The sequence below is a fragment of the Carboxylicivirga mesophila genome (assembly GCF_018271975.1).
Classification (GTDB): Bacteria; Bacteroidota; Bacteroidia; order Bacteroidales; family Marinilabiliaceae; genus Carboxylicivirga; species Carboxylicivirga mesophila.
Window position 1 is genome coordinate 223,872 of sequence record NZ_JAGUCN010000004.1, and the last position, 25,753, is coordinate 249,624.

Sequence of the window (25,753 nt, forward strand, 5' to 3'; positions counted from 1 at the left end):
GGTAAGCAGGGACTTAACTCCCTGCAAATTTGTACTTGGCTTAATTTTGGCTGTATAGTCCAATTTTATTCCCTTCGCTGTCGATAAAGATGGCAAAGTAACCTCTCCCTTCCGCTTCAATTTTTGTTTTGGGGAGGACTATGGTTCCATTTCTTTCAATTATATGCTCAATGGTGGATTCCATCGAATCTGCAACATTGAAACTTGTCAATACCCCATCTTTCGAAGGATTGAAGTTTTTTGCTTGTGATAAAGCTCCTTCGTCATTGGGAAAGAAGGCCATCTTCTCATTTCCAAAATCCATAGCCTTTAGGGATAGCTTAAAAACAGCGTTGTAAAAGTCGACAGCCCGGTGCATATCCAATACCGGTATCTCAACCCATGCGATTAATTTGTTCATAAAGCTTTGTTTTATATTGTTTGACCATACAAAACTAGCTATGAGCTAACTATATTAATTGGAAAAAAAGGACATTCTGTACCAATTGCAAGGGTAGTGCCAAAAGTATCTGCTTAATGGGAGTCAATACCGTGCAACATTCTCAATGAATGCTCAATCGTTGGTGTAATCTCTGTCAGGTACTCCTTTACGGCTTTAACGCTGCCCGGCAGCACATAAACAAGGGTTTGTCCCATTACTCCTGCCACACTGCGACTAAGTAAAGCATTGGGTTTATCAATGCCGTATTTCATTCTGATGACTTCCATAATGCCGGTAATCTCTTTGTCCAGCAGTGGTTTTATTACATCGGGAGTGATATCGCGCGGGCCAATGCCAGTTCCACCTGTTGTAACAATTATATCAATACCACTTGTCACCAATTGGAGCATGGTGTTTTTCAGTTGTTGTTCATCATCAGGTAGAATGGTTCTGTTAAAACTGTACTGCCTGTTCTGCTCATCAAAATATGAGCTGAGCAGTTTTTCGGTAAACGGACCGCTTTTATCATCATAGATGCCTTCAAAAGCACGATCACTTAATGTGACGATGTGCACGTTGATGATGCGCGGTACATATTTTAATACATCACCTAGCTTTAGCTCACCACCTTTCAGTACACGGCAGAAAATTCCTTCTTTGGGCATTACACAGTCACCTGTCAGTTCCTTTATTTCACAGCCATTATGGCATTTTTTGCCTATCTGAGTCACTTCCAGTTCAATGTTGTCGTTAACAAAACGGTCGAATATTTTGGTGTGATGCAGCGCTAATCCTTCAGTTGTGATGTTTTCGGCAAAATCACCAAAGTTTAGTTTGGTGCCCGAAGCATCCTCCGTTTTTTGGTAGCTTTCGGTACCAAGCAGGCTCACCTGCCGATGCCAATGCCCTGAATGAGCATCGCCATCAACACCCAGGTGGTTAAGAGTAATACTTTTTAAAGGCGTTTTTTTTGTGCCTTTCTTTTCCGATATATTAACTGATTTTATTTGAATCTTCATCTCTGTAGTTTTAACTGATGCAATAAATTAAACGGTCAGACTTTTGTTTTCTCAACTAAACGAATGTCAAGCATTTCCATATCTTTATCAACGGCTTTACACATATCGTAAATGGTTAGTAATGCCACGTTAACGGCGGTTAGCGCTTCCATTTCCACACCTGTTTGCCCCAGGCAGCGCGATAAGGAATTGACCAGTATGCCATCTTCTTTAATATCAAAGCTGATATCAACCTTGGTTAGTTGTAAGGCATGACACAGCGGAATGAGCATATGTGTTTGTTTGGCTGCCTGAATGCCGGCAATGCGCGCAACGGATAATACATCGCCTTTTTTCATCATGTTATTACTTATCAAACTTACAGTATTGGCCTTTAGTTTGATAAAGCCGGTTGCCCGGGCTGTACGCTTTTGAATTGGTTTATCGCCTACATCAACCATGTTGGCTTCCCCGTTTTTGTTTATGTGAGTTAATTTATCAGACATAGTTTAACCTCCAATATTGTAAAACTTATGATTTTGATTAATGGTACCTTCCAGTGGTTTGGCTCCCAGGGCCAATTGAAAAGCTTCTTTAATGCCATGCTGCCTAACATTAAAGCCACTGTTGCTGAAAAGGCAGGGTTTAATATCGCCATTGGCCATAAGGCGAAGACGGTTGCACAGCTGACAGTTGCCACCCTCTCCACCTTCAACAACCGAGAAATCACCGGTTTCCAAATCCATCTGATGAATAAAGCGAATGTTCAGGCCTTCATCAAGGCAGAATTGCTTAATGTCATCAATGTTTTGTTTGTTTGAGAACTTTGTTTTGACCACATTGATTTTAATAGGCGTAAGACCTGCTTCCCGTGCCGCTTTAATGCCTTTTAAAACATCATTAATATTGCCCAGCCTGGTAATGCTTCTGAACTCTTCTGCATCAAGCGTGTCCAGACTGATATTGACACGATTGAGGCCAGCCTTTTTAAGGTCTTTGGCGTATTCACCCAATAAAACGCCATTGGTAGTCATGGCAATTTCCTCAATGCCTTCCACTTGCTTAATCATTTCCACCAACTGAACAATCCCTTTTCTCACCAAAGGTTCTCCACCCGTTAGTCGTATCTTTTTCAGACCCATTTTAGCGCCCTCACGAATCACCTCTGCTATTTCTTCCAATGATAAAATATCATCGTGCTTTAACAGCTGAATACCTTCTTCAGGCATGCAGTAGCGGCATCTTAAATTGCACCGGTCAGTTACCGATACACGTAAGTAGGTAATTTTTCTGTTATAGGCATCTAACATTGACTAAATCTCCATTTTTAAGTTCTTTAACTCCTATAGGTATTTCAAATAGCACCTGCGCATTGCTCAAGCCGTTAATGTGCGCCGAACCATGAAATTCAAGGGGCACCACTTCACTGCTTTCATTGATGATAGCTGGTGCAAAGAGCAAACGAGCGTCTTTCTTCCTGCTAAAATCAGTGTTTAGAGGAAGCATCAGCTCTTTGGGTTTATAAGGATGGCCCATTAAAGCTGATAGAAATGGTCGTGTGTACAATTCAAACTGTATAAATGACGATACCGGGTTGCCGGAAAGCCCAAAGCAGTAACTTTTTCCTTTTTTGGCAAATACCATGGGCTTACCTGGTTGGATGGCCGTTTTATATACTATTATTTCATAACCCAGATTTTGAAGTGTATCCGGTATTAAATCGTATTCACCAACCGAAACACCACCTGTTAATATCAGCACATCATTTTCCTGCAAGGCAATGCTGATTTGTTCGATCAGTTGTGTGCCATCATCTTTAATTATTCCTTTGTAATGGCCATTGATATTGAGCTGCTGCAGCTGGGCCAGTAATTGCGATGAATTGGAATTTCGAATTTGAAATGGCATGGGCGTTTCATGGGGTTCAACAAGCTCTGTTCCACTTGCAATTATAGCTACCTGAGGCTGCCTGTATACTTGAACAGTGCTTTTACCTGCCATAGCCAATAGTGGCATATGGCGTGCTTCTAACATGGTAGATGCCGGGAGCAGTAAATCGCCAGATTGAGCATCTTCACCCCGAAGGCTTATGTTACTCTTGGTATGGATATTGGTGCAGCGGACATGGTTCTCATCAATCACTTCTGCATCTTCAATCATGAATACACAGTCAGCACCATCCGGAACAACTGCACCAGTCATAATCTTAGCGCATTGGTTTTCGCCAATATTGTATTCTGGTTTCTTGCCCGCATAAATGGTTTCAACTAACGTAAGTGTGTTATTCAGATCTTTTTTGCGGCAAGCATATCCGTCCATGGCTGATTTATTAAATGGCGGCATATCCATATCAATGCAAACACCTTCAGCCAAAACGCGATGATAGGCATGCATAAGTGAAACGCTTTCTGATGGTAGCGTTTCAGCTTGATCAATTATTATTTGTAGTGCGTCTTTATACTTTCTCATAATTCCGGATTTTGAACTGAGGCCCATCTGAAAATATAGTTTCAACATTGAAGGCTAAAGCTTCATCAGGCGATAGCATAATTATATTATTTCCGTCTCGCATTGGCTTTTGCTTTGATGAATCTTCTCCTTTGATGTAATACAAAGTGTGAGGATTAATATAGTTGTACAAACCACCTGTTTCGATAATAACCGGCTTATCAATAGTTAAAAAGGCTTGTAAATTGTCAAACATCTGTGGTAGATTTTGGTTTTTGCATTGTACGTATAAAACCTCTTTTGCACCAGCTCTCAGCATCCTTGAACTGTCTTTTCGGGTATCCAGGGTTTCTTTCACAATGCAGAAATCATCAGTGCAGGTTATTATGTGCGCCTCATTATCCAGAGAATGAAAGTGCGATGATATTTTTACAGCGTACACATCGGTAGATTCAGCCAGGTGCTTTATTATGCGGCACGACAGGAGTGTTTTTCCAACATTTCGCCCGTTGCCGGCCACCATTAGTATATTAGGGTATTGTTTCAAATTAAATCCTCCGGTGAGTTAAAGTTTAACAGACTTTTATCATCCTCAATCAAAATAGTTTGAGCCTTTAGCTCTTTTATCAATAGTTGCAGTTTATATTGTCCTTGCTCGATGAATTGAAGAATGACCGGCAAGCAGCTTTTATGGTAATAGCCTAATGTGGGATATATTTTGTTGATAGCAGATACGGCAATAGCGGCTTTATTTTCACCTTTTTCATTCAATAGCTTATCGAATAGTTCGGTGGTGATAAAGGGCATATCGCATGGGCATACAATAACATCTTCATTGCCAGCTTCAGCCAGAGCGGAGTAAAGGCCGCCAATAGGACCTACTTTCTGATACACGTCTGCAATCACCCGAAAGCCAAACTGCTCATATTCCAAATTGTTAGAGCTGATGATAATTTCCGAACACATAGGTTTAAGAGCATTTATGCAGTACTCTAGCAAAGTACGCCCTTTGTATTGGATCAATCCCTTGTCTTGTCCCATGCGTGAGCTAAGTCCTCCCGCTAATATGATTCCTGTTATTGACTTCATCAGGCAAAATAAAAGAGTTTAAAACTGGCAAACAGCAACACAAATGATAGCATATACATCAGGTAGCGGGGTGTCAGCCTTTTTTGTCCCAGTTGCGAACCAATAATACTGCCAATAATTCCAAGAACAATCAAAATGTATATGCTGCTGATAGGCTCAAATCCCTTGGCAATAACACCTAGAATGCCACTGGCCGAATTCAGAAAGATAAAGATGGCTGAGATGGCTGCTGTTTCTTTGATTGTGGCCCAACCCATGAGCAGGAGCAAGGGGCTCAGGATGATGCCTCCTCCGATGCCAATCATGCCCGAGAAAAAACCTAGCACAGCGCCAAAAATCAGTGCTAAAGGCAAATATATAGGCTTCGGCTCTTTCTCTGACTTGGTGAAGAAAAGCATCCTTATTACAGCTATCAATAAGAAAATACCGAGGATAATTTTATAGGTATAGGGGTTAACATCAAGCCGGGCACCAAAAAATGACATGGGGATGGACAAGGCAATAAACGGTAAAAGTAGCTTTAACCTGAAATGACCGCCTCGGTAAAAATGGTAAAAAGAGATACCGGCTACAAACATGTTAAGCGTTAAAGCGGATGCCCGCATATAAATTGGGTCAATGGCAAATAAAGCCATTATTGCCAGGTAGCCGCTTGCACCACCATGCCCCACTGAGGAGTAGAGGATAGAAGTGAAAAATATAGCCAGGTAAAAAAGAAATTCTGTTTCCATTCTATTAATAATTGATACTAAATAAATGAAAGCAGAAAGGGAATGCTATTTAGCTGTTTGAGTGCCTTAGTTGCTGAATGCTAATTAAGCATTATACGCATACACTAACTCAGCATCAAGCTATGCAAATACTCTTATTCCTTTCTCCTTTCCAAGTCATTCTGAGCCATTTCAGAAATCGGGAGGATTGATTGTTTCCGACCAATCCCATCGGTAAGCACCCCATGTCCTTTGATTTAGGAGTAATTACTCGAAGAAACTTCTCATGCTAAAAAGTGGATGCCTGCCCGGTTATTTTCTATTGAACAGGCATCCGGTGTATCTCATGTGTAACTTTCTGTAACTAAAGATACAAAAAGAATTATTGGATGTGTAGTTTAGCAGCCACCTGCCACGCGCTTCTTCTTCGCTCTTTTTTTGATGGTTGGCTTTGGTGCTGATGGCGCATCTTCAGTAGCAGCATTTACGTTGCCGCCACCGAGTGCTGCACTGGCACCTTTCCTGAAATCATATCTTGCAAACTCATCATCAGGACTTGTTGATGCCGGTGCTGATGGATTCATAATGGTTTCAGCATAATGATTTAATCCGCCTTGCATCACATAGTTATTGATATATCCAAGCTGGCGGGTAATCATCCAGGCTTCGTTAGATGAGGTTGTTCCATTGGAGTAGAATACATTCATTTTAACATCCTGGTTAAGGTAATCTTCATTTTCAACCGACAGAAGGTCAGCCAATGGAATGTTAATAGCTCCTGGTAAATGAAATTTATCGTAGCTGTCTTTATCGCGCACATCAATCAACTGCAATGAAGGATCCTTTTGAATCAACATATCTGCTATTTCATCGGTCGATACAAATTGCATCCCTTCTTTTACTTCGTCTAACAGTTGAGGTGCGGTTAGTTTATATGGTCTGGTCGTGTTTTCAGGCACTGCTGCAATTATAATTCCCAGAGGAATGATTGCCATGGCCAGTTTTAATCGCATTTTCATGTCTCTAAATTTTAAATGATTAACATTTAATCCAATTTGTCACAGTACAATTAGTACTCTTCCCTCGGAAACTTGCGCTCGGCCCATTCGCCAACAAAGAACATCCCAAAGGCTGCCAAAATCAGAATGAGGCCAAAAGCGCCACGTGATAATCCAAGCAGGTTATTAATCGTAGGTGTTCCCATGTTTTCGGCATAGAAGAGTCCTTCCCACAGCGGGAAACCTTCAGTGAAGATAACCACGCCAATCACCAAACCGCCAATAAATGTTAAGGCATCCAGTTTGCCAATTGATAAGGCACAGAAGGCTGTTCCCGGGCAGAAGCCACCCAGAATAAAGCCAGCTCCCATAATGGCACCACCTACAATGGCAGACCATAGGAAGGTAGGATTGATGTATATTAAGCTTAAGTCAATCCAACCAAACAGGCTGAAGAATAATAAACCAAGCATCGCTACAATGGCAGCTGTGAAAAATACCTTGAGAACGGTGGTGTCGTAACCATAAAACATGCCGGCTAATTTGCGTGATGAAGAAAAGCCGCTGCGTTCAAGTACAAATCCAAATGCAATGCCAATGATGAAGGCCATCAGCAAATTGGTATTCTCTGAAATATATTCGTATACAATTAAAGGTCCCATATCTGTGTTTTTATTAAATCCATAATTTACGTGCGAAATAAGCTAATGCAAAGGCAGTTCCGAAAATAAATGCCATGGTGATAAATCCGCCGAGGGATAATACCGCCATACCACTTAAAGCCGAGCCACTGGTACAACCGCGGCCCAACTGAGAACCAAACCCAAACAGAATGCCTCCAAGAGCAGCAAATATTAAACGTGTTTTACTGGTGATTTTGGGGCTATGTTCCACTTTAAACTTCAAACGACCAGCAATGGCACCCGAAACAAATCCACCTACTAAAACTCCTAACATTTCCCAAACCAACCAATCTTTTAGCGGTCCGCCACTGTGCGACTCTTTGTAATTGGTATAAAAATCGCTTGCTTCTGCGTGTGCGGGTGCAACTGTTTCAACACCAGCAACCACTGCACTTTTTACAGCACCACTCGCTCCTAATCCTCTGCCCGAGAAATAAAAGGCAGTCAGTAACACAAGTCCTAATAGTACACCTCCCATATATGGGTTCATGTACTTTTTACTTTGTTCTTTATTCATTTATATGCGTTTATATTGTTGATCACTATAGTTTTAATACAACCATCGGCTCATTTGACCAGCATAGGCCATGATGAAACGAAATAACAGACCGCCGAACAGCACCAGTACAGGAGCCACCATGTAGGGTATCTTTTTATGGCGCATCTCCAGTATCTCTAATGCGGCTGGTATAACTAAGCCCATGCCAACCACAAGTACCCAGAAAGGTGCGGTAAACTGACCTCCGAGGAACATGGCTGATGCATCAATTTGCACCTGCGAGCTGGCCCTGAAGCCCATAAACATGTGGATGATAAGAAATAGTTCAATGGCAATGAGCAATAAGTCAATCTTAGCAAAAGTGTGGCGTTCCGCTTTTGATTTGGACAGAATGATAATGGCTGCCGCACCAGTTGACATACCCGACACCAAAAACAGTGGGCCTAATATGGAGGTGTTCCATAGTGGACGGGCATTAAAAGCAGATAGTAGAATTCCCGTATAGATACCAAGTATAACTGAAAGAATCATTATTGCCCATGCTATTGGGGTTTTGTATTCTTCAAGCACTTTTATGGCATCTTTAACTATATCAAATTTCCAGTCCCATTTCGGGAATAATGATTTAATATTAAAAGCAGCCCAAATTGCTGATAACGGCATAATAGCCATCAGTGTCCAGGCACCCCAACTCATAGGTGATTCTATTTTAAAAGCTGTATAAAGTCTCCAGAAATAGAGTTTGTGCTTTAAATCCAGTAGCAGAAATAATAAGCCTAAACCAATAAGTATTGGGGTGAATATTGGAGCCAGTTTAACGGCTGTTGGGTATTCCTCGCTTTTACCTTTAATATAAAAGTAACTCGCAAAGAATAGTATTCCAGCTGCTAAACCACCCAAAAATAAGTAGGCAGGTATGTGCCATTCCCATATTTGTAATTGCGGATCGATATGAGGATTCATGCGTCCGCTTACGATTAATTCTTCTCTCATTTTGTTCTTTTGAATGGTTTATATCAAAAAGTATAATTGAGGATTCGTTCCTGCTTCGGGTATAAGCGTTTTATACTTACGCTTTTTAATTACCCGGCTCACATCTGAATTCGGATCATCTAAATCTCCGAAATACATACACTTTGTTGGACACACCGCCACACATGCAGGTTGCTGTCCTTTTTTAACCCTATGCAGGCAGAAGGTGCATTTATCAACGTATCCCTCAGGATGTGTATAGCGCGCATCATATGGGCATGAGGCAATACATGCTCCGCAGCCAATGCATTTATTCTTGGTAACCATTACAGTTCCGCCATCACTATAATGGCTGGCACCTGTTGGGCAACATCTTACGCAGGGTGAATTTTCGCAGTGGTTGCATCGTTCTGAGCGATGTTCCAGTTCCAGTTGTGGATAAGTTCCGTCTGTTACTTCCACAATCCAGTCGCGACAGTACCCGATGGGAACATTATTTTCTGTCTGACAAGCTACCACACAGTCACTGCAGCCCACACATTTTTTCGTATCTACGGCCATTGCATATCTCATAGCTGTCTCTCCTTATGCTTTATTAAATCTAAATGTGATAAAATTACCTCTCATACCTGTGCCACCCATTATAGGGTCCATCATAACATTGGTGATTAATTCCGAATCACTTGCGCCACGACCAAAAGCACGACTCAGTTTTTTGTTGGCATGTCCAAATCCATGCACCATATATACCGAATCCCAACGAATACGCTCTGTAACTCTTACTTTAATCGGGAATGTAGAAATCACGTTGTCCTGGTTTTGAAGGTATACTTCCTGTCCATTTTTAAGTCCCCATTCTTTCGCCACTTTAGGGTTTACCCATACTGTGTTTTCATCCATCAAATCCGTCAGATTAGGATTGTTGGCTGTACGTGAGAATGTGTGCATTGGAGCTCTTCCGTATATCAATCGGTAGTAGCCTGCAGGAGGTTCAGGGTGAGCTGTGTATTTTGGCATCGGATCAAAGCCATACTCTTCAAGTGATGTGGAGTACAATTCAATTTTTCCGGTATTGGTATTGAACTCAATCTCTTCACCATCTTTATAATACAAGTCATCGTAGGCACGCGGCAGTTTTTTTACGCCTATGCGCTGCATTTCGTCCAGCGATGAACCAACTTTTTTCAGCTGGTAGTCCAATTCTTCTTCAATAGAATCAAACGGGAAGTATTCGCCTTTTCCCAGTCTTTCAGCCAGATTCTTGGCCATCCACCAGGCCGGTTTTGAATCATATTTTGGCTTCATAGCCGGCATGCGCAATGATATGGTCGGTTCGCGATGTTGTGTAACCCTCAGTGAATCATAACGCTCAAGATATGTGCATTCAGGTAAAACCACATCAGCATATCCAGTGATTTCCATTGGCATAGTATCTACCACTACCATTAGGTCCAAGGCATTAATGGCTTCCATGGTATTGGGGCGATTGGGTAGTGTCTCAATCAGGTTAGTCCCATTAACAATCCAGGCCTTAATGCTGCAATCCATTGTTGCAGAAGGAATGGTGGCATCACATACGCCGTTTGCCAATGCCAAGTCAGCCAATTCATATTTACCACCCATGGCATCGCGCCATGTTCTGCGTGGTTTTGGATACGGCGGGTGAGGCACTCCTGGTACTTTGGCTTTATCAGGAATGTAAAAGCCACCTCGGCGACCCCAAGAACCTAATAAGGCATTGAGGATTGCTACAGCTCTTAAGCGTTGCGTGTCATCACCATACCAGGTGACGTGGCGCCCCGGGTGAACAATCGTAGCAGGTGAAGCATAAGACATTTCACGGGCTGTTTCACGAATCACTTGCGGTTTAATAGTGGTTATTCCATAGGCCCATTCAGGTGTCATGTGTTTCACATGTTCTTTCAACTGCTCAAAGCCAAATGTATATTGTTCAACGTATTTCTTGTCGTATCGTTCTTCATAAATCAAAACGTGAATCCAGGCCATTAGCAATGCCAAATCGGTACTCGGCTTAATCGGTAACCAGTATTTAGATTTACTTGCAGCTGTAGAAAAGCGAGGATCAACCGTGATAATTGTAGCACCTTTATCAATGGCATCCGACATTTCCTGGACGTGCCCATTGTGCATATTTTCACCAATGTGCGAACCTATCAGAACCATGCATTTACTGTCCCGGATGTCAGTTGGTTCTGGAGAGCTTAAACCTTCACCAAAGGTGGCAATAAAACCAACTTCTCGTGGACCACGGCATTGTGCATATGATGGTGCGGTAATATTTTGAGAACCGAGTGATTTTAACAAATTTCCGAAGTAGGTTCCTCCGGAGCCGTGTGTGAACAAGGCAATGCATTCCGGGCCATGTTCTTCAATCACTTTTTCAAGCTTTTTTTGAATAAAGTCAAAAGCTTCGTCCCATGTTGCTTTTTTGAATGTTTGTTTTCCGTCGTCACCTGTTACTCTAATGCGAGGCGTTTGTAGGCGGTCTTCGTCATAGTACATGCCAACCCCGCCAGTTCCTCTAGGGCAGAAGCGACCATTACTATTAGGATCATCATCGTTACCAATGATTTTCTGAATCTGACCTGCGTCATTCTTGTAGGTCCACCCAGCGCATTTCCAAAAGCACACTTCGCAATAAGTTGGTGTTCTAACCAAATCATGCGGCATCCGCCAGGGGCCTTTCGGATTTTCCGGGATGACTATTTGATTTTGAGCCATTAAATATCTTGTGCCAGCAACGAGTCCTGCAGCTCCAAGTGCCGAAATCTTAATGAAATCTCTTCTGTTCTTACCCATTGGCTTGTTGAATTAGAATGTTGTATGGGCAAAACTAATAAAATATATAGATAACTAGATGTGTGGATTGGTGAATAATTAGATGTTTGGATTAATCAATATTTAGACTTAATATACATAAGGACAATGGAGCACAAGTCCACAGGAGTTATGGAAAGAAAGCAGATATAAGGATGTAATAGTATTTAAAATTCGTGAGTTAAAGATGTGCGTAGAACAAGTAATGTTCATTTCAATACTAATACTAAGTTTGTATTTTGTTTGTGTGTGGAAGAGTATCTTAGATTAACAAAAATATAAGAAGTCTTCTAAAAAGCATTGGAAGGTTTATCTAAAAATGAATAGTATACAACTTGCCAATAACTTACCTATGCATTTAATATAGGTAACTAATCATTATACTTGAAAACACAACAATCATTTGGTCAAAGCATACTAGTTGTGTTTGGATTCCTGCTTTTCCAGAAATGCCTCAATGGTGTTAATACACCTGCCACAATTAGTGCCGGCTCCGGTTTTATTCTGGATAATCTCAAGAGATGCTATGTCAACACCGTGTATTACTTCAATAAGCTCTTTCTCTCTAACTCCATTGCAAAGACATATTAATTTGCTCATAGTATTTAATTTTAGCATGCAAAAATATAGCTTTCGGGTGTTTTTTTAATGAAGACATGTGAAATATAAGGGGTAAAAGAGAATTAATATAAATTAACAAATATTCATAAATATTTTGCTTTTAAAAATCTAAAAAGTATATTTGACTAGCTCTTTGATTTAGAGGAATTAATGAAAAGTGATTGAAAACATTGTTAAAATTATAAATAGCAATTAAAAGAAATGAATTTGTGATAAATTAATATTTTTATACTTTTGAAGCGTCAATTTCGCCAATTGACACTTTTTAAAAAAATACAACACAATTAAATAAAAGTTTAACCTTTATCGCCATTATTAACTTTTAAACCTTTAGTCATGAACACTAGAAACCGTATTTCAAAAAAAAACATTCCTATTTATTTTTATTAAGATCTCACTTTGTTGTTCTGTCTAGGAATATTCGCCAGTATTCATGTTTAGACGGATTCATTGTGTGACTCTATGAATTAATTAGCGTGTTTCGCGCTATAATTTTATCACTATTATTAACTTAAACCTTTTGTTTTATGCGCAGATTAGCATTAATCGCGTCCCTGATTTTATTCGTGGGACTGAACGCAATGTTTGCTCAAACAACAACCATTACCGGTCTTGTAACCGATAGTGAATCTGGTGAACCAATGCCGGGTGTGTCAGTTGTTGTGAGAGGAACAACTATTGGTACCGTTACAAATGTTGACGGTAACTATACTTTAAGTGTACCCGATGATGCAACAAATTTGTTGTTCTCATTTGTTGGTATGAAAACACAAGATGTCGTTATTGGAGGTAGAACCACCATTAATGTGGTACTTGAATCCGAAGCGATTGGAGTGGATGAAGTTATTGTAACGGCTTTAGGTATTTCGAGAGAAAAGAAAGCGCTTGGTTACGCAGTACAAGATGTTAAGGGTGATGAGATTACCAAAGCTAAGGAAACTAATGTAGTAAATACATTACAAGGTAAAATTTCAGGAGCTCAGATTACAAATACATCTGGAGCTGTTGGTGCCTCATCTCGAATTGTTTTGCGAGGTGTTAGCTCCTTAGATGGTAATAATCAGCCATTATTTGTTGTTGATGGTGTACCTATTGACAACAGTAACTTTGGTAATACTGGTACTTCTGGTACAAACCGAGGCTCAGGTGTTCAGGATATTAACCCTGATGATGTAGAATCTATGTCAGTGCTTAAAGGTCCTAACGCTGCGGCTCTATATGGATCAAGGGCATCAAATGGTGTTATTGTAATTACTACCAAGTCGGGTAAAGGTACTAAAGGGATTGGAATTGATTTTAACCACTCTACCACATTTGAAACTCCTCTTCGTTTACCTGATTATCAAAATAAATACGGACAAGGTTCTGCTGGACAGTTTGAATATGTTGATGGTTCAGGCGGCGGTGTTAATGATGGAACAGATGAAAGTTGGGGGCCTCAGCTTGATGTTGGTTTAATGATTCCACAGTTTGATTCTCCTGTAGATGAAAATGGTGTTAGAGAAGCTACGCCTTGGGTTTCACATCCAGATAATATTAAAGATTTCTTCGAAACTGGTGTTACATCAACTACTAGTGTGGGTTTTAGAAAAGGCTCAGAGAATGCCTCTTTTAGGATAGCTTACACAAATATGAACCAAGATGGTATGTTGAACAACACTGACTATAAAAAGAATACAGTTTCTTTTAATGGACAAATTGATTTAACAGATAAATTCAAAGTATCATCATCTGGTCAATATATTGGAGTAGAAAGTGATAATATGCCTGGATATGGGTACGATGCAGATAATGTTATGCAACAGTTCGTATGGTTCGGTCGTCAGGTAGATTTATCTAAACTAAAAAATTATCAGAATCCTGATGGCTCTTGGTATAACTGGAACTATAATTACCACAACAATCCGTATGCAACGTTAAATGAGAACTTAAATACATTGCAAAGGGAGCGTTTAATTGGTAATGTAATGGCCAGTTATGAATTTACTCCTTGGCTAAAAGCTTTCGTTCGTTCGGGTATTGATTATTACTCAAACTGGAATACCACTCGCAGGGCAGTAGGAATGCAGGACTATCCTAATGGGTTCTACAATGAACAAATGACTATGCACAAGGAAACAAATACTGATTTCCTCGTTACTGCTAATAAAAAATTTGATGCTTTTGAAACATCGTTGAGTGTTGGTGGAAATAGAATGGATTATAAGCGTTCATGGGATTATGTTGAGGCTCCTGAACTAGCTGTTCCGGGTGTATATAATGTGAGAAATTCACTTGTTCCACAAGTTGCTGATAACGCTCAATACACAAAGCGTATTAATAGTTTATATTTCTCTGGACAGGTTAGTTATAACTCATATCTATTTTTAGACTTTACAGGAAGAAATGATTGGTCAAGTGCTTTGCCAGATGGTAATAATTCATATTTCTATCCATCTGTTACACTTAGTGGAATTCTTACAGATATGTTAGGTATGAGTTCTTCTACAATGAATTTTGCAAAACTTCGCTTAGGATGGGCAAAGGTTGGTGCTGATACTGCTCCTTACCGCTTATATCCAACATTAGCCTTTGGTGATGGTTGGAATGCAAGTACTAAGCTTCTTAATCAAGCTGTTCCTAATCAATTACCCAACGCTGAGCTTAAACCTGCTTTTACAGAGTCAATTGAGGTTGGTGGTGAATTCGCATTCTTTAACTCTCGTTTGCGTCTAGATTTAACCTATTATAATAATAAGTCGACAGATCAGATTATTGCTACTCCTATTTCTCCTGCTTCAGGTTATACTTCGAAAGTTATTAATGCTGGTCGTATTGACAATAAAGGAGTTGAAATATCTCTAGGAGGTACCATTATTGATTCTCCTTCAGGTTTGCAATGGGATATGAATGTTAACTGGGCTAAGAACACAAATGAAGTAGTTGAATTAGCTGAGGGGATTGATCAATATGAACTTGGTTCATATTGGAGTATGAAGGTGATGGCTATACCTGGGCAAAAATATGGGGCTCTTTTTGGTTATGATTTTGAACGTAATGACGATGGAGAAATTATATTCCGCGATGGTTTACCTCATCAGGGTGATTTAAAAGTTTTAGGGAACTCAACTCCTGACTGGACTGGAGGTATTAATAATAATTTTAGGTACAAAGGCTTTGATCTATCTTTCTTGATTGATGCAAGATGGGGTGGTGATATGTACTCAATGACAACTACGTGGGGTCGTTATGCAGGTGTTCTTGAAGAAACTTTGATTGGACGAGAAGGCGGTGTTGTTGGTAAGGGCGTTAAAGAACTATCTGATGGTACTTATGTGCCTAATGATGTTGTAGTGTCTGCTGAAGACTTCAATAAAAATGCTTACTCGAATGATATTGGCGTATCAAGTGTATTTGATGCGAGTTTTGTTAAGCTTAGAGAAGTACGTTTAGGTTACACTTTTAAAAAGATAGGAAATACTCCAATTAAGGATGTTAACTTATCTGTTGTGGGACGTAACTTAGCGATTTTATATACAACTGTTCCTCATGTCGATCCAGAATCTGCATTTGGTAATGGTAATGTACAAGGTCTTGAGTTTGGACAAATTCCATCAGCAAAAAGCCTTGGTTTCAGCTTAAGTTTTAAACTTTAATAAAACTACTTGAGAAATGAATAAGATATTTAAATATTTACTTATAGGTGCATTGTTAGTAAGCATTGGTAGTTGTACTGATGAGCTGACAGAAATTAATGAAAACCCTAATGAACCTGCATTAGAGCAGGCTGCACCGGATATGTTATTGACCAATGCCATAGAGCAACTGAGTGATCGAGTTCATAACATCTTTTTAGGTCATGAAATGGGCTCTTGCTGGGTACAGCACATGGCTAAGGTGCAATATACTGATGAAGATCGTTATATACCTCGTGTTTCTGTTATTAATGCGGCATGGAGTAGTCTTTATGCGACATCTGGTCAGGATGTGGCCTTAATTAAGCAGGTAGCAGAATTAAGAGAGAATGATAATTATAAGGGAGTTGCGCTCGTGTTAGAAGCGTACATAACCTCATTATTGACAGATCTATATGGTGATGTTCCGTATACACAGGCTTGGCAGGGGTCAGCTTCTGAAGCTATTGTATCACCAGTTTATGATTCGCAAGCATCAATTTATACTGCTCTTATTGCCAACTTAGAGACTGCTAATTCTTTATTGGATGCAAGCGGGAGCTCTATTAAGGGTGATATTCTTTACGATAACGATATAGATTCATGGAAGAAGTTTGCTAACTCTCTTCGATTGAGATTGTTATTGAGGATGTCTGCTAGAGATGAGGGATTTGTTACAACTGAGATGACAAAAATGTTAAATGCTCCAGAGACTTATCCAATTTTTACGGGATTTGTTGATGATGCGCAATTAAATTATCTGGGTTCGGCTCCAAATAACCATCCAATCAACGAAAACAGAAAGACCAGAGATGATCATAGGGTATCTGCATCCTTAATTGACTTATTGTACACTGATGCACCTAGTGCTGATTATCGTGTAGCTATCTATGCTGAATTAGCAGAGGCTAGTAGTGATTTTGTTGGTTTGCCAAATGGCATGAAATCTTCAGATGCAGCTAACTATTTAGGTAATGGATTAAAGCAGACTTCTGAATTAGGAGAACTATATACAGAAGCAACAGCTCCAGGTGTATTAATGACGTATTCTGAGTTGCAATTCATTTTAGCCGAAGCCGCTCACAAGGCTTATATTCCTGGTGGAGAAGCAAAAGCTGAGGAATATTACTATGAAGGAATTAAGTCATCATATTACAAATATGGAGATGAGTTAAGCGAAAAGCTTGAAATGTATTGGAAAACTGCATTTATTTCATGGGGTTGGGATCAAGTAACTCCAATATTAGATTATGGATATCAGGATTTTATTGATTGGGGTGGATGGGCTTATGATCCAGCTAATGCAATGGAGCAAATTGCCACTCAAAAGTGGGTAGCTATGTTTGATCAAGGATTACAATCTTGGATTGAATGGAGACGCTTAGACTTGCCTGTATTAACACCAGCTGTTGATGGAGTATTAAGTGGTCAGATGCCAATTAGAGTTTTTTATCCATCTGATGAGTATTCTAGAAATAAAACAAATGTTGAAGCAGCTGTTGCTTCTCAGGGTAAAGATGATTTATTAACGCCTGTATGGTGGGATGTAAATTAATAATGTATTAAAAAAATAGTATCATGAATAAATATTTAAAATATACACTTAGTATTCTGACGCTATCATTGGTGGTTTTCACTTCATGCTTAGATGGAGATGATTTAATGACTGATGGAGTTAATACAGGTGGATACATAGAAGCAACAGGATCTGTGCCATATAAATTGGGAAGTACACCTTCTTTTGATGTGACTATTGATATTCCGAAAGGTCCTGGGATTGTTTCACTAAAAGTGTTAAAAACTTTTACGCATAACGCCTTAGAAGAGACCTCTGGAGAAGTTTTAATGTCAACAATGGATATCTCAAGTGGTAATGTAAACGAAAATTTATCATCTAAATTAACGCTTACTTATTCAGATCTTAAAGCTGGAATCTCTATCCCCGGATATGAATTACCAGATGATGAATTACTTTTGAATATTGGTGACTATTGGACTTTCCAATATGTTGCAGTAATGGAAGATGGCAGAGAAGTTGTAAATAACTCAAAAACAACTGTTGGGGTTGCTAACTTCTTTGCAGGTAAGTATGATGCGGCTATAACATATTGGCATCCAACTGCCGGTGGCGGTCCTGATACAAATGTTGATGAGCCTTATATAGAGACTACTGAGACAAAGGATTTAGTAGCAATTGATGCAAAAACTTGTAAAACATGGTTTGCCCGCTGGACTGATGCTTATATTTATATTACAATTGAGGATGATAATAGTATTTCAATTACTACAGAAAATTGGGATTACGACGTTTCTTTAGGGGATTCATATCAGCCTGATTTAGAATCAAGGTATGATCCTGAAACGGGTACAATTTACCTATATTATAAGTATATGGGTTCTGGAGGTTATAGGACTTTCCATGAGATTTTTACGCCTGCTCAATAGGTAAAATGAAATATCATAAACTTTTAAGCTGTGATGGAACGTAGATTAAAGGTTTAGTTGTGTGAGGAAGGGGTGTCAGGCGGCACCCCTTCTGATTTTTATTAGAATTACACCAGATTTTAAAAATTTAACGAATAAATTAAAAATAGTTAAATGTTGTTATTTCGTATTAAATGATTAAATTAGTATTTCGAATGCCTTAATTGGTTGTTCGAAACGACGATTTTTATTTAGTCTATTAGTTGAAATAACAATTCATACGAACAGATAAAATCGTATTAACTTAAACCAAAATCTAGTCCCAATAGATTTTAATTATTCCTTTTTCGAAAACTGAATAAACCACGAGTTTATAGGTTATCGCTATGCTAAAGGTTTAATAGTTGTGTGAATTATAAAATATTAATTAAGCCCTAGTGGCACTAATCGCAATTATTAATTAAAACCTTTAGTCTATGCAAAGATTAGCATGTCTACTGTCCGCAATTCTACTAGTCGGACTCAACGTTATGTTTGCTCAAACAACGACCATTTCAGGTAAAATAACCGATAAAGAAGATGGTCAGCCAATACCGGGTGTATCGGTTGTGGTGAAGGGCACATCCATTGGTACCGTTACTGGTTATGACGGTAATTACTCTCTAGCTGTACCCGATGATGCAGTTACGCTCATATTCTCATTTGTTGGTATGAATACGCAGGAAATACCAATTGATGGCAATACTATTATTAATGTAGAAATGGAAGGTGATGAAGTGCAGGTTGGTGAGGTGATGGTGGTGGCTTATGGAACCGCCAAAAAGGAATCTTTTACCGGCTCAGCTGAAGTTGTAGGAGTTGAAAAACTGGAGAAACGTGTTGCGTCTAATATTACAAAGGCTCTGGAGGGGCAGGTTGCAGGTGTGCAAACCACCTCCGGTTCGGGACAGCCTGGAGAAGGAGCGACCATTCGTATCAGGGGCTTTGGTTCCATTAACTCCAGTAATGCTCCTCTTTATGTGGTGGATGGCGTTCCGTATGATGGTAATATGAATGCCATAAGTAACAGCGATATTGAATCTGTTACTGTGTTGAAGGATGCCTCGGCAGGTGCTTTGTATGGTTCACGTGGTGCCAATGGTGTTGTACTTATTACAACCAAAAAAGGTAAAAGTGGCAAAACATCTGTTGAGCTTAAAGTATCCCGTGGTATATCAAACCGCGCTATCAGGCCTTACGAAACGCTGAATGCGACAGAGTACATCGAGACAGCCTTTCAGGGCTACAAAAACCAGTTGATCTATCAGAAGAATGTGGCACCTCATTTGGCTGGTGAACTGGCACTTGCTGAAATGGTTAGTAACAATGGTATCTTTGGTTCTGACGAGCAATACAATTTCTATGATATGCCGGTGGCCAGCCTTATCGATCCTGCAACAGGTAAGGTAAATCCTAATGCTAATCTGCTTTTTGAAAGTGACTGGCAGGATGAGATAACCAACGATAATGCAGTTCGTCAGGAGTACCAGATAATGATTAATGGCGGTACTGAGAATACTCAGGTGTTTTCTTCTTTCGCCTATTTGGAAGAAGAAGGATTATTGAAGAATACCAACTTTGAAAGATTTTCTGGTAGAGTTGGCGCTGAGTTTGAAACGAAGCCATGGTTTAAGTATGGTGGTAATGTGAATTTTGCCAAAACCAAAACCGACTACCTTTCATCAACAGGTACGGCTTCTTCCAACGTATGGTATTCGGCACAGTTTATGCCTTCCCTTTATCCGGTTTATCAACGCGAACGCAATGGTGATTTAATTTTATCGGAAACAGGTGAGAAACAGTTTGACTACGGTACAAACCGTCCGAGTGGGGCCAGTGCTAATTTCAACTCTGTGGCAACACTTTATGAAGATGAGAGTGTTCGTAATTTCGATAACCTGTCAGGGCGTTTTCATGTGGATCTGATTGGTGACGGTATTGGTGGTTTTGTTAAAGGTCTGAGTCTGGTTACCAACCTGGGATTCGACTATGTTAATGAAAACCGCTATTGGTATAATAATCCTGATTTTGGCGATTATGCATCTGCAAAAGGCTACTTGTTCAAGTATAATATCAGAACCTTTGCTTATACCTGGAACCAGTTGCTACGTTATAACAAAGACGTAGGCGAACATAGTTTTAATGTGCTGTTGGGTCATGAGAATTATGCCTATCAATACAATTATATGCGTGGTGAAAAGTCTGGTTTCCCATTTGCCGGTATTACTGAATTGGCGCCTGGTACCACTACCAAAGATTTAACTTCATACGAAGATAATTATGCCATTGAATCGTATTTTATGAATATCTCCTACGATTTTAAAGATCGCTATTATTTAAGTGCCAGTTTCCGTGCAGATGCATCATCCAGATTCCATAAGGATAACCGCTGGGGTAATTTCTGGTCACTTGGAGCTTCATGGCGCATCTCTGAAGAAGGCTTTATGGATGGCGTGGAGATGATTGATAACCTTAAGCTGAAGGCCAGTTATGGACTGCAGGGTAATGATAATATCAATACCGTGGATGAAGATAACTACTATGCCTGGCAAACGTTATATGACCTTACCTGGCCTAATGCCACGCTTGGGGGAGCTCGTTTAGCTGACCTGGGTAATGAGAATATTAAATGGGAGGAAAACCTGAACTTTAACATTGGTGTTGAAGCTCGTATATTCAACCGGGCCAACTTTACATTGGAATACTATAATCGTAAAACCATTGATATGCTGATGCAACGACCAATGCCATTGTCAAGCGGGTTCCGCAACTACTGGGATAACGTAGGTGAAATGTCCAATAAAGGTATCGAATTTAGTACGGCCGTGGAAGTCATCAAGTCAAGCAACTTTGAATGGATTGCTTCAGGTAACGTTTCAACCGTAAAGAATGAGATACTGAAACTGGATGGTGAAAAGGAACAGATTATCAGTGGTATCCGTATTAACCGTGTGGGTGAGGAGATTAACTCATTCTGGCTGGCAAAGAGTGCTGGAGTTGATCCTACTAATGGAGCTCAGCTGTATCATGTATTCGAAGAAGATGAGGATGGCAACCGTATTTACTCCATTTCTGATCAGAAGAGTGAAGCGGTTAATTCAAGTGTTATTAGCGGTAGTCGTATTCCTGATTTTTATGGTTCATTTGGCAGTGAATTCAGGTTCCTGCGTAACTTTGATGCGTCGTTTTTAACTACCTTCTCAGTGGGTGGTAAAGTTTACGATTACCTATACCAGGATTTATTGAACCCCATCTATGTGGGGGCTAATTACCATAAGAATATTAAAAGAGCCTGGAAAGAGCCAGGTGATATGACAGATATTCCACGAGTGGAAAACGGAACCGGGTTTGCACGCGCACAAAATGATGCTGGCCTGATAGATGCATCTTATTTTGCTATTAAAAATGTGACGCTCGGATATAGTTTGCCTAAAGACCTTGTGTCATCGGTAGGTATCGAAAAAGTACGCCTGTATGTAACTTTAGATAATATTGCCCTGTTCTCTCACCTCGATGGTTTAGATCCGCAATATAACTTTACTGGTACAACTGATTATGACTATACGCCGGTAAGTACGACCCTGTTTGGTATCGATGTTAAATTTTAAAAACTGAAAGAATGAAGAAACTTAAATATATTATACTAGTTTGTTTAGCCATCGCTATTTCTGCTTGTGAAGATAATCTGGATACATTCCCAACGGACCAGGCAGGTGGTGCAGAGTTGTTTTCTGATGTCGATAAAGCGATGAGTACCATCAACGGACTTTATCGCGCGATGTATGTCACTGAGTGGGGTACCGGATGGGAGCATGAGCAGTTTGGACATATCTCCATTGTGCATTCGGGTAACCTGATGGCGGAAGATATGGTACAGGCCGAAATGGGTAGTGGTTGGTTCTACTACGACTATATGTACCAGGTGAAATCGGATTTTACCAATACACAAGGGCGTCCGTATTCGAGCTGGAACTTCTACTATACTTTAATTACCAATGTTAATTCTATTCTGGCATCAAAGGATGAGTTGCAGGGAGCGCCAAGTAAAATTAACTCCTTAATGGGGCAGGCCTTTGCTTTAAGAGCCTTTTCATACTTTTACCTGGCCCGCTTCTATCAGCAGTCAATTGCTGTTGGAGGTGGCGATTTACCGGGTGTGCCTATTTACACTGAGCCCACAACCATTGAAACTAAAGGCGTTGGCAGAGGTACATTAAACGATGTATATAAGCTTATCAATGCTGACATTGACAGTGCATTGGTGCGCCTGGATCCTGATAAAGCGCAGGAGCGAGTGCATATCTCTAACTTAGACTACTATTCGGCTAACGGATTGAAGGCACGCATTATGCTTGAGCAGGAAAGATGGCAGGAAGCGTACGATGCAGCTACTGAAGCATTAAAAGGTGGCTCTTCGATGCTGCCTGCAGGTGATATATCGGGAGGTTTTGCCTTTAATGATGCCAGTAAAAATTGTGTTTTATGGGGATTTGAAGTATTAGACGATCAGGTAGCCGGTGCCGGTAGAGCGATGCTGTTTGGCCATATGGATTCCCGATCGTCTGATTATTATGCCAGTCGTGCCCGCGTTTGCGTCAGTAACTGGCTCTATGATCAGGTGGATGTAACAGATGTTCGTAAAAACTGGTGGTACGGACCATTGGCAGAAGAAGATGAACAAGCCACAGGTACAGAGAAGAGTTATAACCAGTTTAAGTTTCAGTTTGCTAATGTAGCCACAGGTGCTGGCGACTATATTTTTATGCGTCATGAGGAAATGATGCTGATGCAGGCGGAAGCTAAATGTATGCTGGAGCAGTATGCCGAAGCCCGCACAATTCTGGAGAACCTGATGAAAGAACGCCAGGATGGCTACGATATCAGTGGCTTAACCGATTCTAAAGCGCTTACTACCAATAGTGATAATGGCCCTACTACGCCAGCATCGGGTAGCATCACTTTAATGGATGAGATTATGCTGCAACGCCGCATAGAGCTTTGGGGTGAGATATCACGAATTTATGATATTAAGCGACTGGGTACTGGATTTACCCGCAACTTTGATGGCAGTAACCACAGTGAATTAATACCATATATTAATCCCTTAGATCCGCTTTGTCCTGATTGGGTGATGTCTATTCCACAGGCCGAATTTGATGGTAACGATGCCTTGGATGCCACTGCAGATCAGAATCCATGGTAGGTTTAATCAGATTCAATGTTTCACACAATTTAAAAACAAAATATAAGCAGATGAAAAATATATTATTGATTTTAATGATTGCTGTCGTTGCATTAACGGCCTGTGACCAGGATAATGTGATGACCAAAGTAGATACCGGAGGTGTTGATTATGTTGCTGTGTCGCATACGGCCATCGATGCACCTTACATGCTGAATGCTGATAATAATTATAGTATCTCATTCCCGATTCACCGGACCTATAAGAATGTGAGCGGTACGGTGGCTAACCTTGAGATGACCAGTAATGATGACACCGGACTGTTTGAACTGGAAAGCACAACAATAAGCTTTGCTGATGGTGAGGCAGTAGCTTATGCGGTTGTATCAGCCACCAATCCATCGGCCATTGACCCGGCTAAAATTTATTCATTTGAATTGACTGTAACAGGCGATAATGCATCACCTCTGTATAATACGGCCGAATTTAACGGCCAGCTGGAGTTGAAATTTGTGTCGATGGGAACAGCCAGCTTTGTGAGTACATTTTTTGGAGAAGCCTGGACAGTGGAAATCTTCAAAGCAGAAGGATTGAGCATTTATAAAGCCGAAGCCTTATATGAGGATGGATATGATATTCTTATTATTGAGGATGAGGGTGCAGGCATTGTTTCGGTACCGGAGCAGAAGGCCTGGTTTCAGACTGATGTTGAGCTGCCTGCTCGTATCGCGGGTAGTGGAACTGTTTCAACCAATGGCGACGGGAAAAAGGTATTTGCCATGGAAATAGAGCATTATTTACCAGAATATGATCATACATGGGGAGTCTATGATGAGGTATTAACTATGCCATAAGTGGCAATTGATACGATTGAGAAAGGTGCCTGCTTGTGCAGGTGCCTTTTTTTCTGAAAGTCTCAACGACTTGCTAAGCAAGTTTTCTTTCATACCAGTTGGTGTTTCCCTGTATCATGAACGTTTTTATGCCTTTTAGTTGATTGTATGACGGTAGCAGCTATCCATGGTGCTTTCCTGTTGCAGGAAATCTCGCCCAATTAAACAGGCTGTCTTTCCCATGACAGGAAACACCATCGGATGAAGAAGACAGGCTTTCCCATGGTAGGTTTTAATGAACGGCAGAAAAGTTATGCTTTCCCATGGTGGGATCAGGAGCCTGACTGAAAAAGTAAGCGATCCCATGGTAGGAACAGAAAAGGTATTCATTGAGCTTATCAAAGTGTATTCTCTATGAAGAGAGACAATTTTAATACTAACAATCTATAACTTCATCACCTCATCCCGGCCTTTCCGCTATGGCGGAATAAATCCTCCTCAAGGAGAAGGTGACTTCACAAATAAAGCAACAGTCTCTAATATAGAATAATCTTGCTAAGTCAGGGCATCCTCTCCTTCAAGGAGAGGATTGGGGTGAGGTGTTGCTTACGAATTATAAGGTTGTTACGATCTTTTTTTGATTTTCAGGCACCCTCTTATTTCACCTTCACGGCAATACCCGACACCATAAGAACCACCTCATTGGCGCTTTGGGCAATGTGCTGATTCATCCAGCCTTGCAGGTCGGTAAACTTGCGTTGAATTGGGTTCTCGGGCATGCCGCCCAGGCCTATCTCATTGGTGACAAATATAAAGGTGGCATCCTGCTGAATCAGTTGGGCAAATTCACTTTTTGCTTCTTCCAGCGACTGGTCGATATGGCTGTCATTGTCAAAAAAGAAGTTGGTTAGCCAGAGGGTGACACAGTCTATCAACACCACCCGGCCGGTAAAATCGTGCTTCGACAGGGCTTTTTCTTCCTCAATGTTGGTCCATTCGGGGCCTCTGTCTGCCTGATGCCTGATGATGCGTTGCCGGTGCTCTTCGTCCCAAATGCGTGACGTGGCCAGGTAAACCGGGTTGGGAGATAGCTGCAATGCCAGCTGCTGTGCGTAGTTGCTTTTGCCCGAGCGTTGGCCGCCTGTGATAAGTGTGATTTTAGCCATCTTGTATACCTTTTTTTTATAATTAATAACCGATTAAATATATATTCAACCTCGCTGAGGTTGATTGGTTATTTACATTGCACCTATCTACAAATATTTATCTCCGCTGGAGATAATAAAACAACTTCGGAGAAGTTGAATATTTATAGAAATAATAAGCCTACCCTATTAATAACAAT

General features: G+C 40.4%; 22 protein-coding genes and 1 riboswitch. Of the genes, 6 read left to right on the forward strand and 16 right to left on the reverse strand.

The features are described from left to right. Positions 1-40: 40 nt before the first annotated feature. The 15 genes from KEM09_RS05700 to KEM09_RS05770 all read right to left on the reverse strand — a co-directional run bounded on the left by KEM09_RS05700 (position 41) and on the right by KEM09_RS05770 (position 12,256). A complete protein-coding gene (locus KEM09_RS05700; RefSeq protein WP_212226603.1) occupies positions 41-400 on the reverse strand; it encodes a VOC family protein in 360 nt (119 codons plus the stop codon). 113 nt (positions 401-513) lie between these two features. Continuing rightward, positions 514-1,440, reverse strand: coding sequence for an MOSC domain-containing protein (locus KEM09_RS05705; RefSeq protein WP_212226604.1), 927 nt, complete (start codon positions 1,438-1,440; stop codon positions 514-516). A 35-nt stretch (positions 1,441-1,475) separates the two neighbouring features. Further along, positions 1,476-1,925 (reverse strand): cyclic pyranopterin monophosphate synthase MoaC, encoded by a 450-nt coding sequence (gene moaC, locus KEM09_RS05710; RefSeq protein ID WP_212226605.1) that lies wholly within the window; start codon positions 1,923-1,925, stop codon positions 1,476-1,478. 3 nt (positions 1,926-1,928) lie between these two features. Beyond that, on the reverse strand, positions 1,929-2,729 hold the full coding sequence (locus KEM09_RS05715; protein ID WP_212226613.1) for a GTP 3',8-cyclase MoaA: 801 nt from the start codon (positions 2,727-2,729) through the stop codon (positions 1,929-1,931). Beyond that, the gene (locus KEM09_RS05720) at positions 2,713-3,888 is read right to left on the reverse strand and encodes a molybdopterin molybdotransferase MoeA (RefSeq protein WP_212226615.1); all 1,176 of its coding nucleotides are present in this window, start codon (positions 3,886-3,888) and stop codon (positions 2,713-2,715) included. The genes KEM09_RS05715 and KEM09_RS05720 overlap by 17 nt, the downstream gene beginning before the upstream one ends. Then, positions 3,875-4,414 (reverse strand): P-loop NTPase family protein, encoded by a 540-nt coding sequence (locus tag KEM09_RS05725; RefSeq protein WP_212226617.1) that lies wholly within the window; start codon positions 4,412-4,414, stop codon positions 3,875-3,877. Before KEM09_RS05725 ends, KEM09_RS05720 begins: the two co-directional genes overlap by 14 nt. Beyond that, positions 4,411-4,956, reverse strand: coding sequence for a molybdenum cofactor guanylyltransferase (mobA, locus tag KEM09_RS05730; RefSeq protein WP_212226619.1), 546 nt, complete (start codon positions 4,954-4,956; stop codon positions 4,411-4,413). The genes KEM09_RS05725 and mobA overlap by 4 nt, the downstream gene beginning before the upstream one ends. Continuing rightward, the gene (locus KEM09_RS05735; RefSeq protein ID WP_212226621.1) at positions 4,956-5,687 is read right to left on the reverse strand and encodes a sulfite exporter TauE/SafE family protein; all 732 of its coding nucleotides are present in this window, start codon (positions 5,685-5,687) and stop codon (positions 4,956-4,958) included. Before KEM09_RS05735 ends, mobA begins: the two co-directional genes overlap by 1 nt. Before the next feature lie 128 nt (positions 5,688-5,815). After that, positions 5,816-5,955: riboswitch (molybdenum cofactor riboswitch) on the reverse strand. Positions 5,956-6,064: 109 nt separating this feature from the next. Further along, the gene (locus KEM09_RS05740; protein WP_212226623.1) at positions 6,065-6,685 is read right to left on the reverse strand and encodes a rhodanese-like domain-containing protein; all 621 of its coding nucleotides are present in this window, start codon (positions 6,683-6,685) and stop codon (positions 6,065-6,067) included. A 50-nt stretch (positions 6,686-6,735) separates the two neighbouring features. Next, positions 6,736-7,326 carry a YeeE/YedE thiosulfate transporter family protein gene (locus tag KEM09_RS05745; RefSeq protein ID WP_212226626.1) on the reverse strand — a complete coding sequence of 197 codons (591 nt, stop codon included), beginning with the start codon at positions 7,324-7,326 and terminating at the stop codon, positions 6,736-6,738. A gap of 13 nt (positions 7,327-7,339) precedes the next feature. Continuing rightward, positions 7,340-7,864: a YeeE/YedE thiosulfate transporter family protein gene (locus tag KEM09_RS05750; RefSeq protein WP_212189229.1), complete on the reverse strand. Its 525-nt coding sequence runs from the start codon at positions 7,862-7,864 to the stop codon at positions 7,340-7,342. A gap of 33 nt (positions 7,865-7,897) precedes the next feature. Further along, positions 7,898-8,839, reverse strand: a complete 942-nt coding sequence (gene nrfD, locus KEM09_RS05755) for an NrfD/PsrC family molybdoenzyme membrane anchor subunit (RefSeq protein WP_212226635.1) — start codon at positions 8,837-8,839, stop codon at positions 7,898-7,900. 18 nt (positions 8,840-8,857) lie between these two features. Continuing rightward, entirely contained in the window at positions 8,858-9,391 is a 534-nt protein-coding gene (locus tag KEM09_RS05760) for a 4Fe-4S dicluster domain-containing protein (RefSeq protein WP_212189231.1), read from the reverse strand. Between the two features lie 12 nt (positions 9,392-9,403). After that, a complete protein-coding gene (locus tag KEM09_RS05765; RefSeq protein WP_212226637.1) occupies positions 9,404-11,638 on the reverse strand; it encodes a molybdopterin-containing oxidoreductase family protein in 2,235 nt (744 codons plus the stop codon). A gap of 435 nt (positions 11,639-12,073) precedes the next feature. Then, a complete protein-coding gene (locus KEM09_RS05770; protein ID WP_212226639.1) occupies positions 12,074-12,256 on the reverse strand; it encodes a (2Fe-2S)-binding protein in 183 nt (60 codons plus the stop codon). A 548-nt stretch (positions 12,257-12,804) separates the two neighbouring features. Here KEM09_RS05770 and KEM09_RS05775 point away from each other — a divergent pair. From KEM09_RS05775 to KEM09_RS05800, 6 genes are all read left to right on the forward strand, one after another. Next, positions 12,805-15,912, forward strand: a complete 3,108-nt coding sequence (locus KEM09_RS05775; protein ID WP_212226646.1) for a SusC/RagA family TonB-linked outer membrane protein — start codon at positions 12,805-12,807, stop codon at positions 15,910-15,912. Between the two features lie 16 nt (positions 15,913-15,928). Beyond that, a complete protein-coding gene (locus KEM09_RS05780) occupies positions 15,929-17,485 on the forward strand; it encodes a SusD/RagB family nutrient-binding outer membrane lipoprotein (protein WP_212226647.1) in 1,557 nt (518 codons plus the stop codon). Positions 17,486-17,508: 23 nt separating this feature from the next. After that, positions 17,509-18,375, forward strand: a complete 867-nt coding sequence (locus tag KEM09_RS05785; protein WP_212226648.1) for a BT_3044 domain-containing protein — start codon at positions 17,509-17,511, stop codon at positions 18,373-18,375. Positions 18,376-18,830: 455 nt separating this feature from the next. Further along, positions 18,831-22,001 (forward strand): SusC/RagA family TonB-linked outer membrane protein, encoded by a 3,171-nt coding sequence (locus KEM09_RS05790; protein ID WP_212226650.1) that lies wholly within the window; start codon positions 18,831-18,833, stop codon positions 21,999-22,001. Positions 22,002-22,012: 11 nt separating this feature from the next. Beyond that, positions 22,013-23,596 (forward strand): RagB/SusD family nutrient uptake outer membrane protein, encoded by a 1,584-nt coding sequence (locus KEM09_RS05795; protein ID WP_212226655.1) that lies wholly within the window; start codon positions 22,013-22,015, stop codon positions 23,594-23,596. 50 nt (positions 23,597-23,646) lie between these two features. After that, complete coding sequence (locus tag KEM09_RS05800) at positions 23,647-24,429, forward strand: hypothetical protein (protein WP_212226657.1); 783 nt, start codon at positions 23,647-23,649, stop codon at positions 24,427-24,429. Positions 24,430-25,064: 635 nt separating this feature from the next. On the opposite strand, the gene cobU is transcribed toward KEM09_RS05800, so the two are convergent. Beyond that, positions 25,065-25,574, reverse strand: coding sequence for a bifunctional adenosylcobinamide kinase/adenosylcobinamide-phosphate guanylyltransferase (gene cobU, locus KEM09_RS05805; protein WP_212226659.1), 510 nt, complete (start codon positions 25,572-25,574; stop codon positions 25,065-25,067). Between the last annotated feature and the right edge of the window lie 179 nt (positions 25,575-25,753).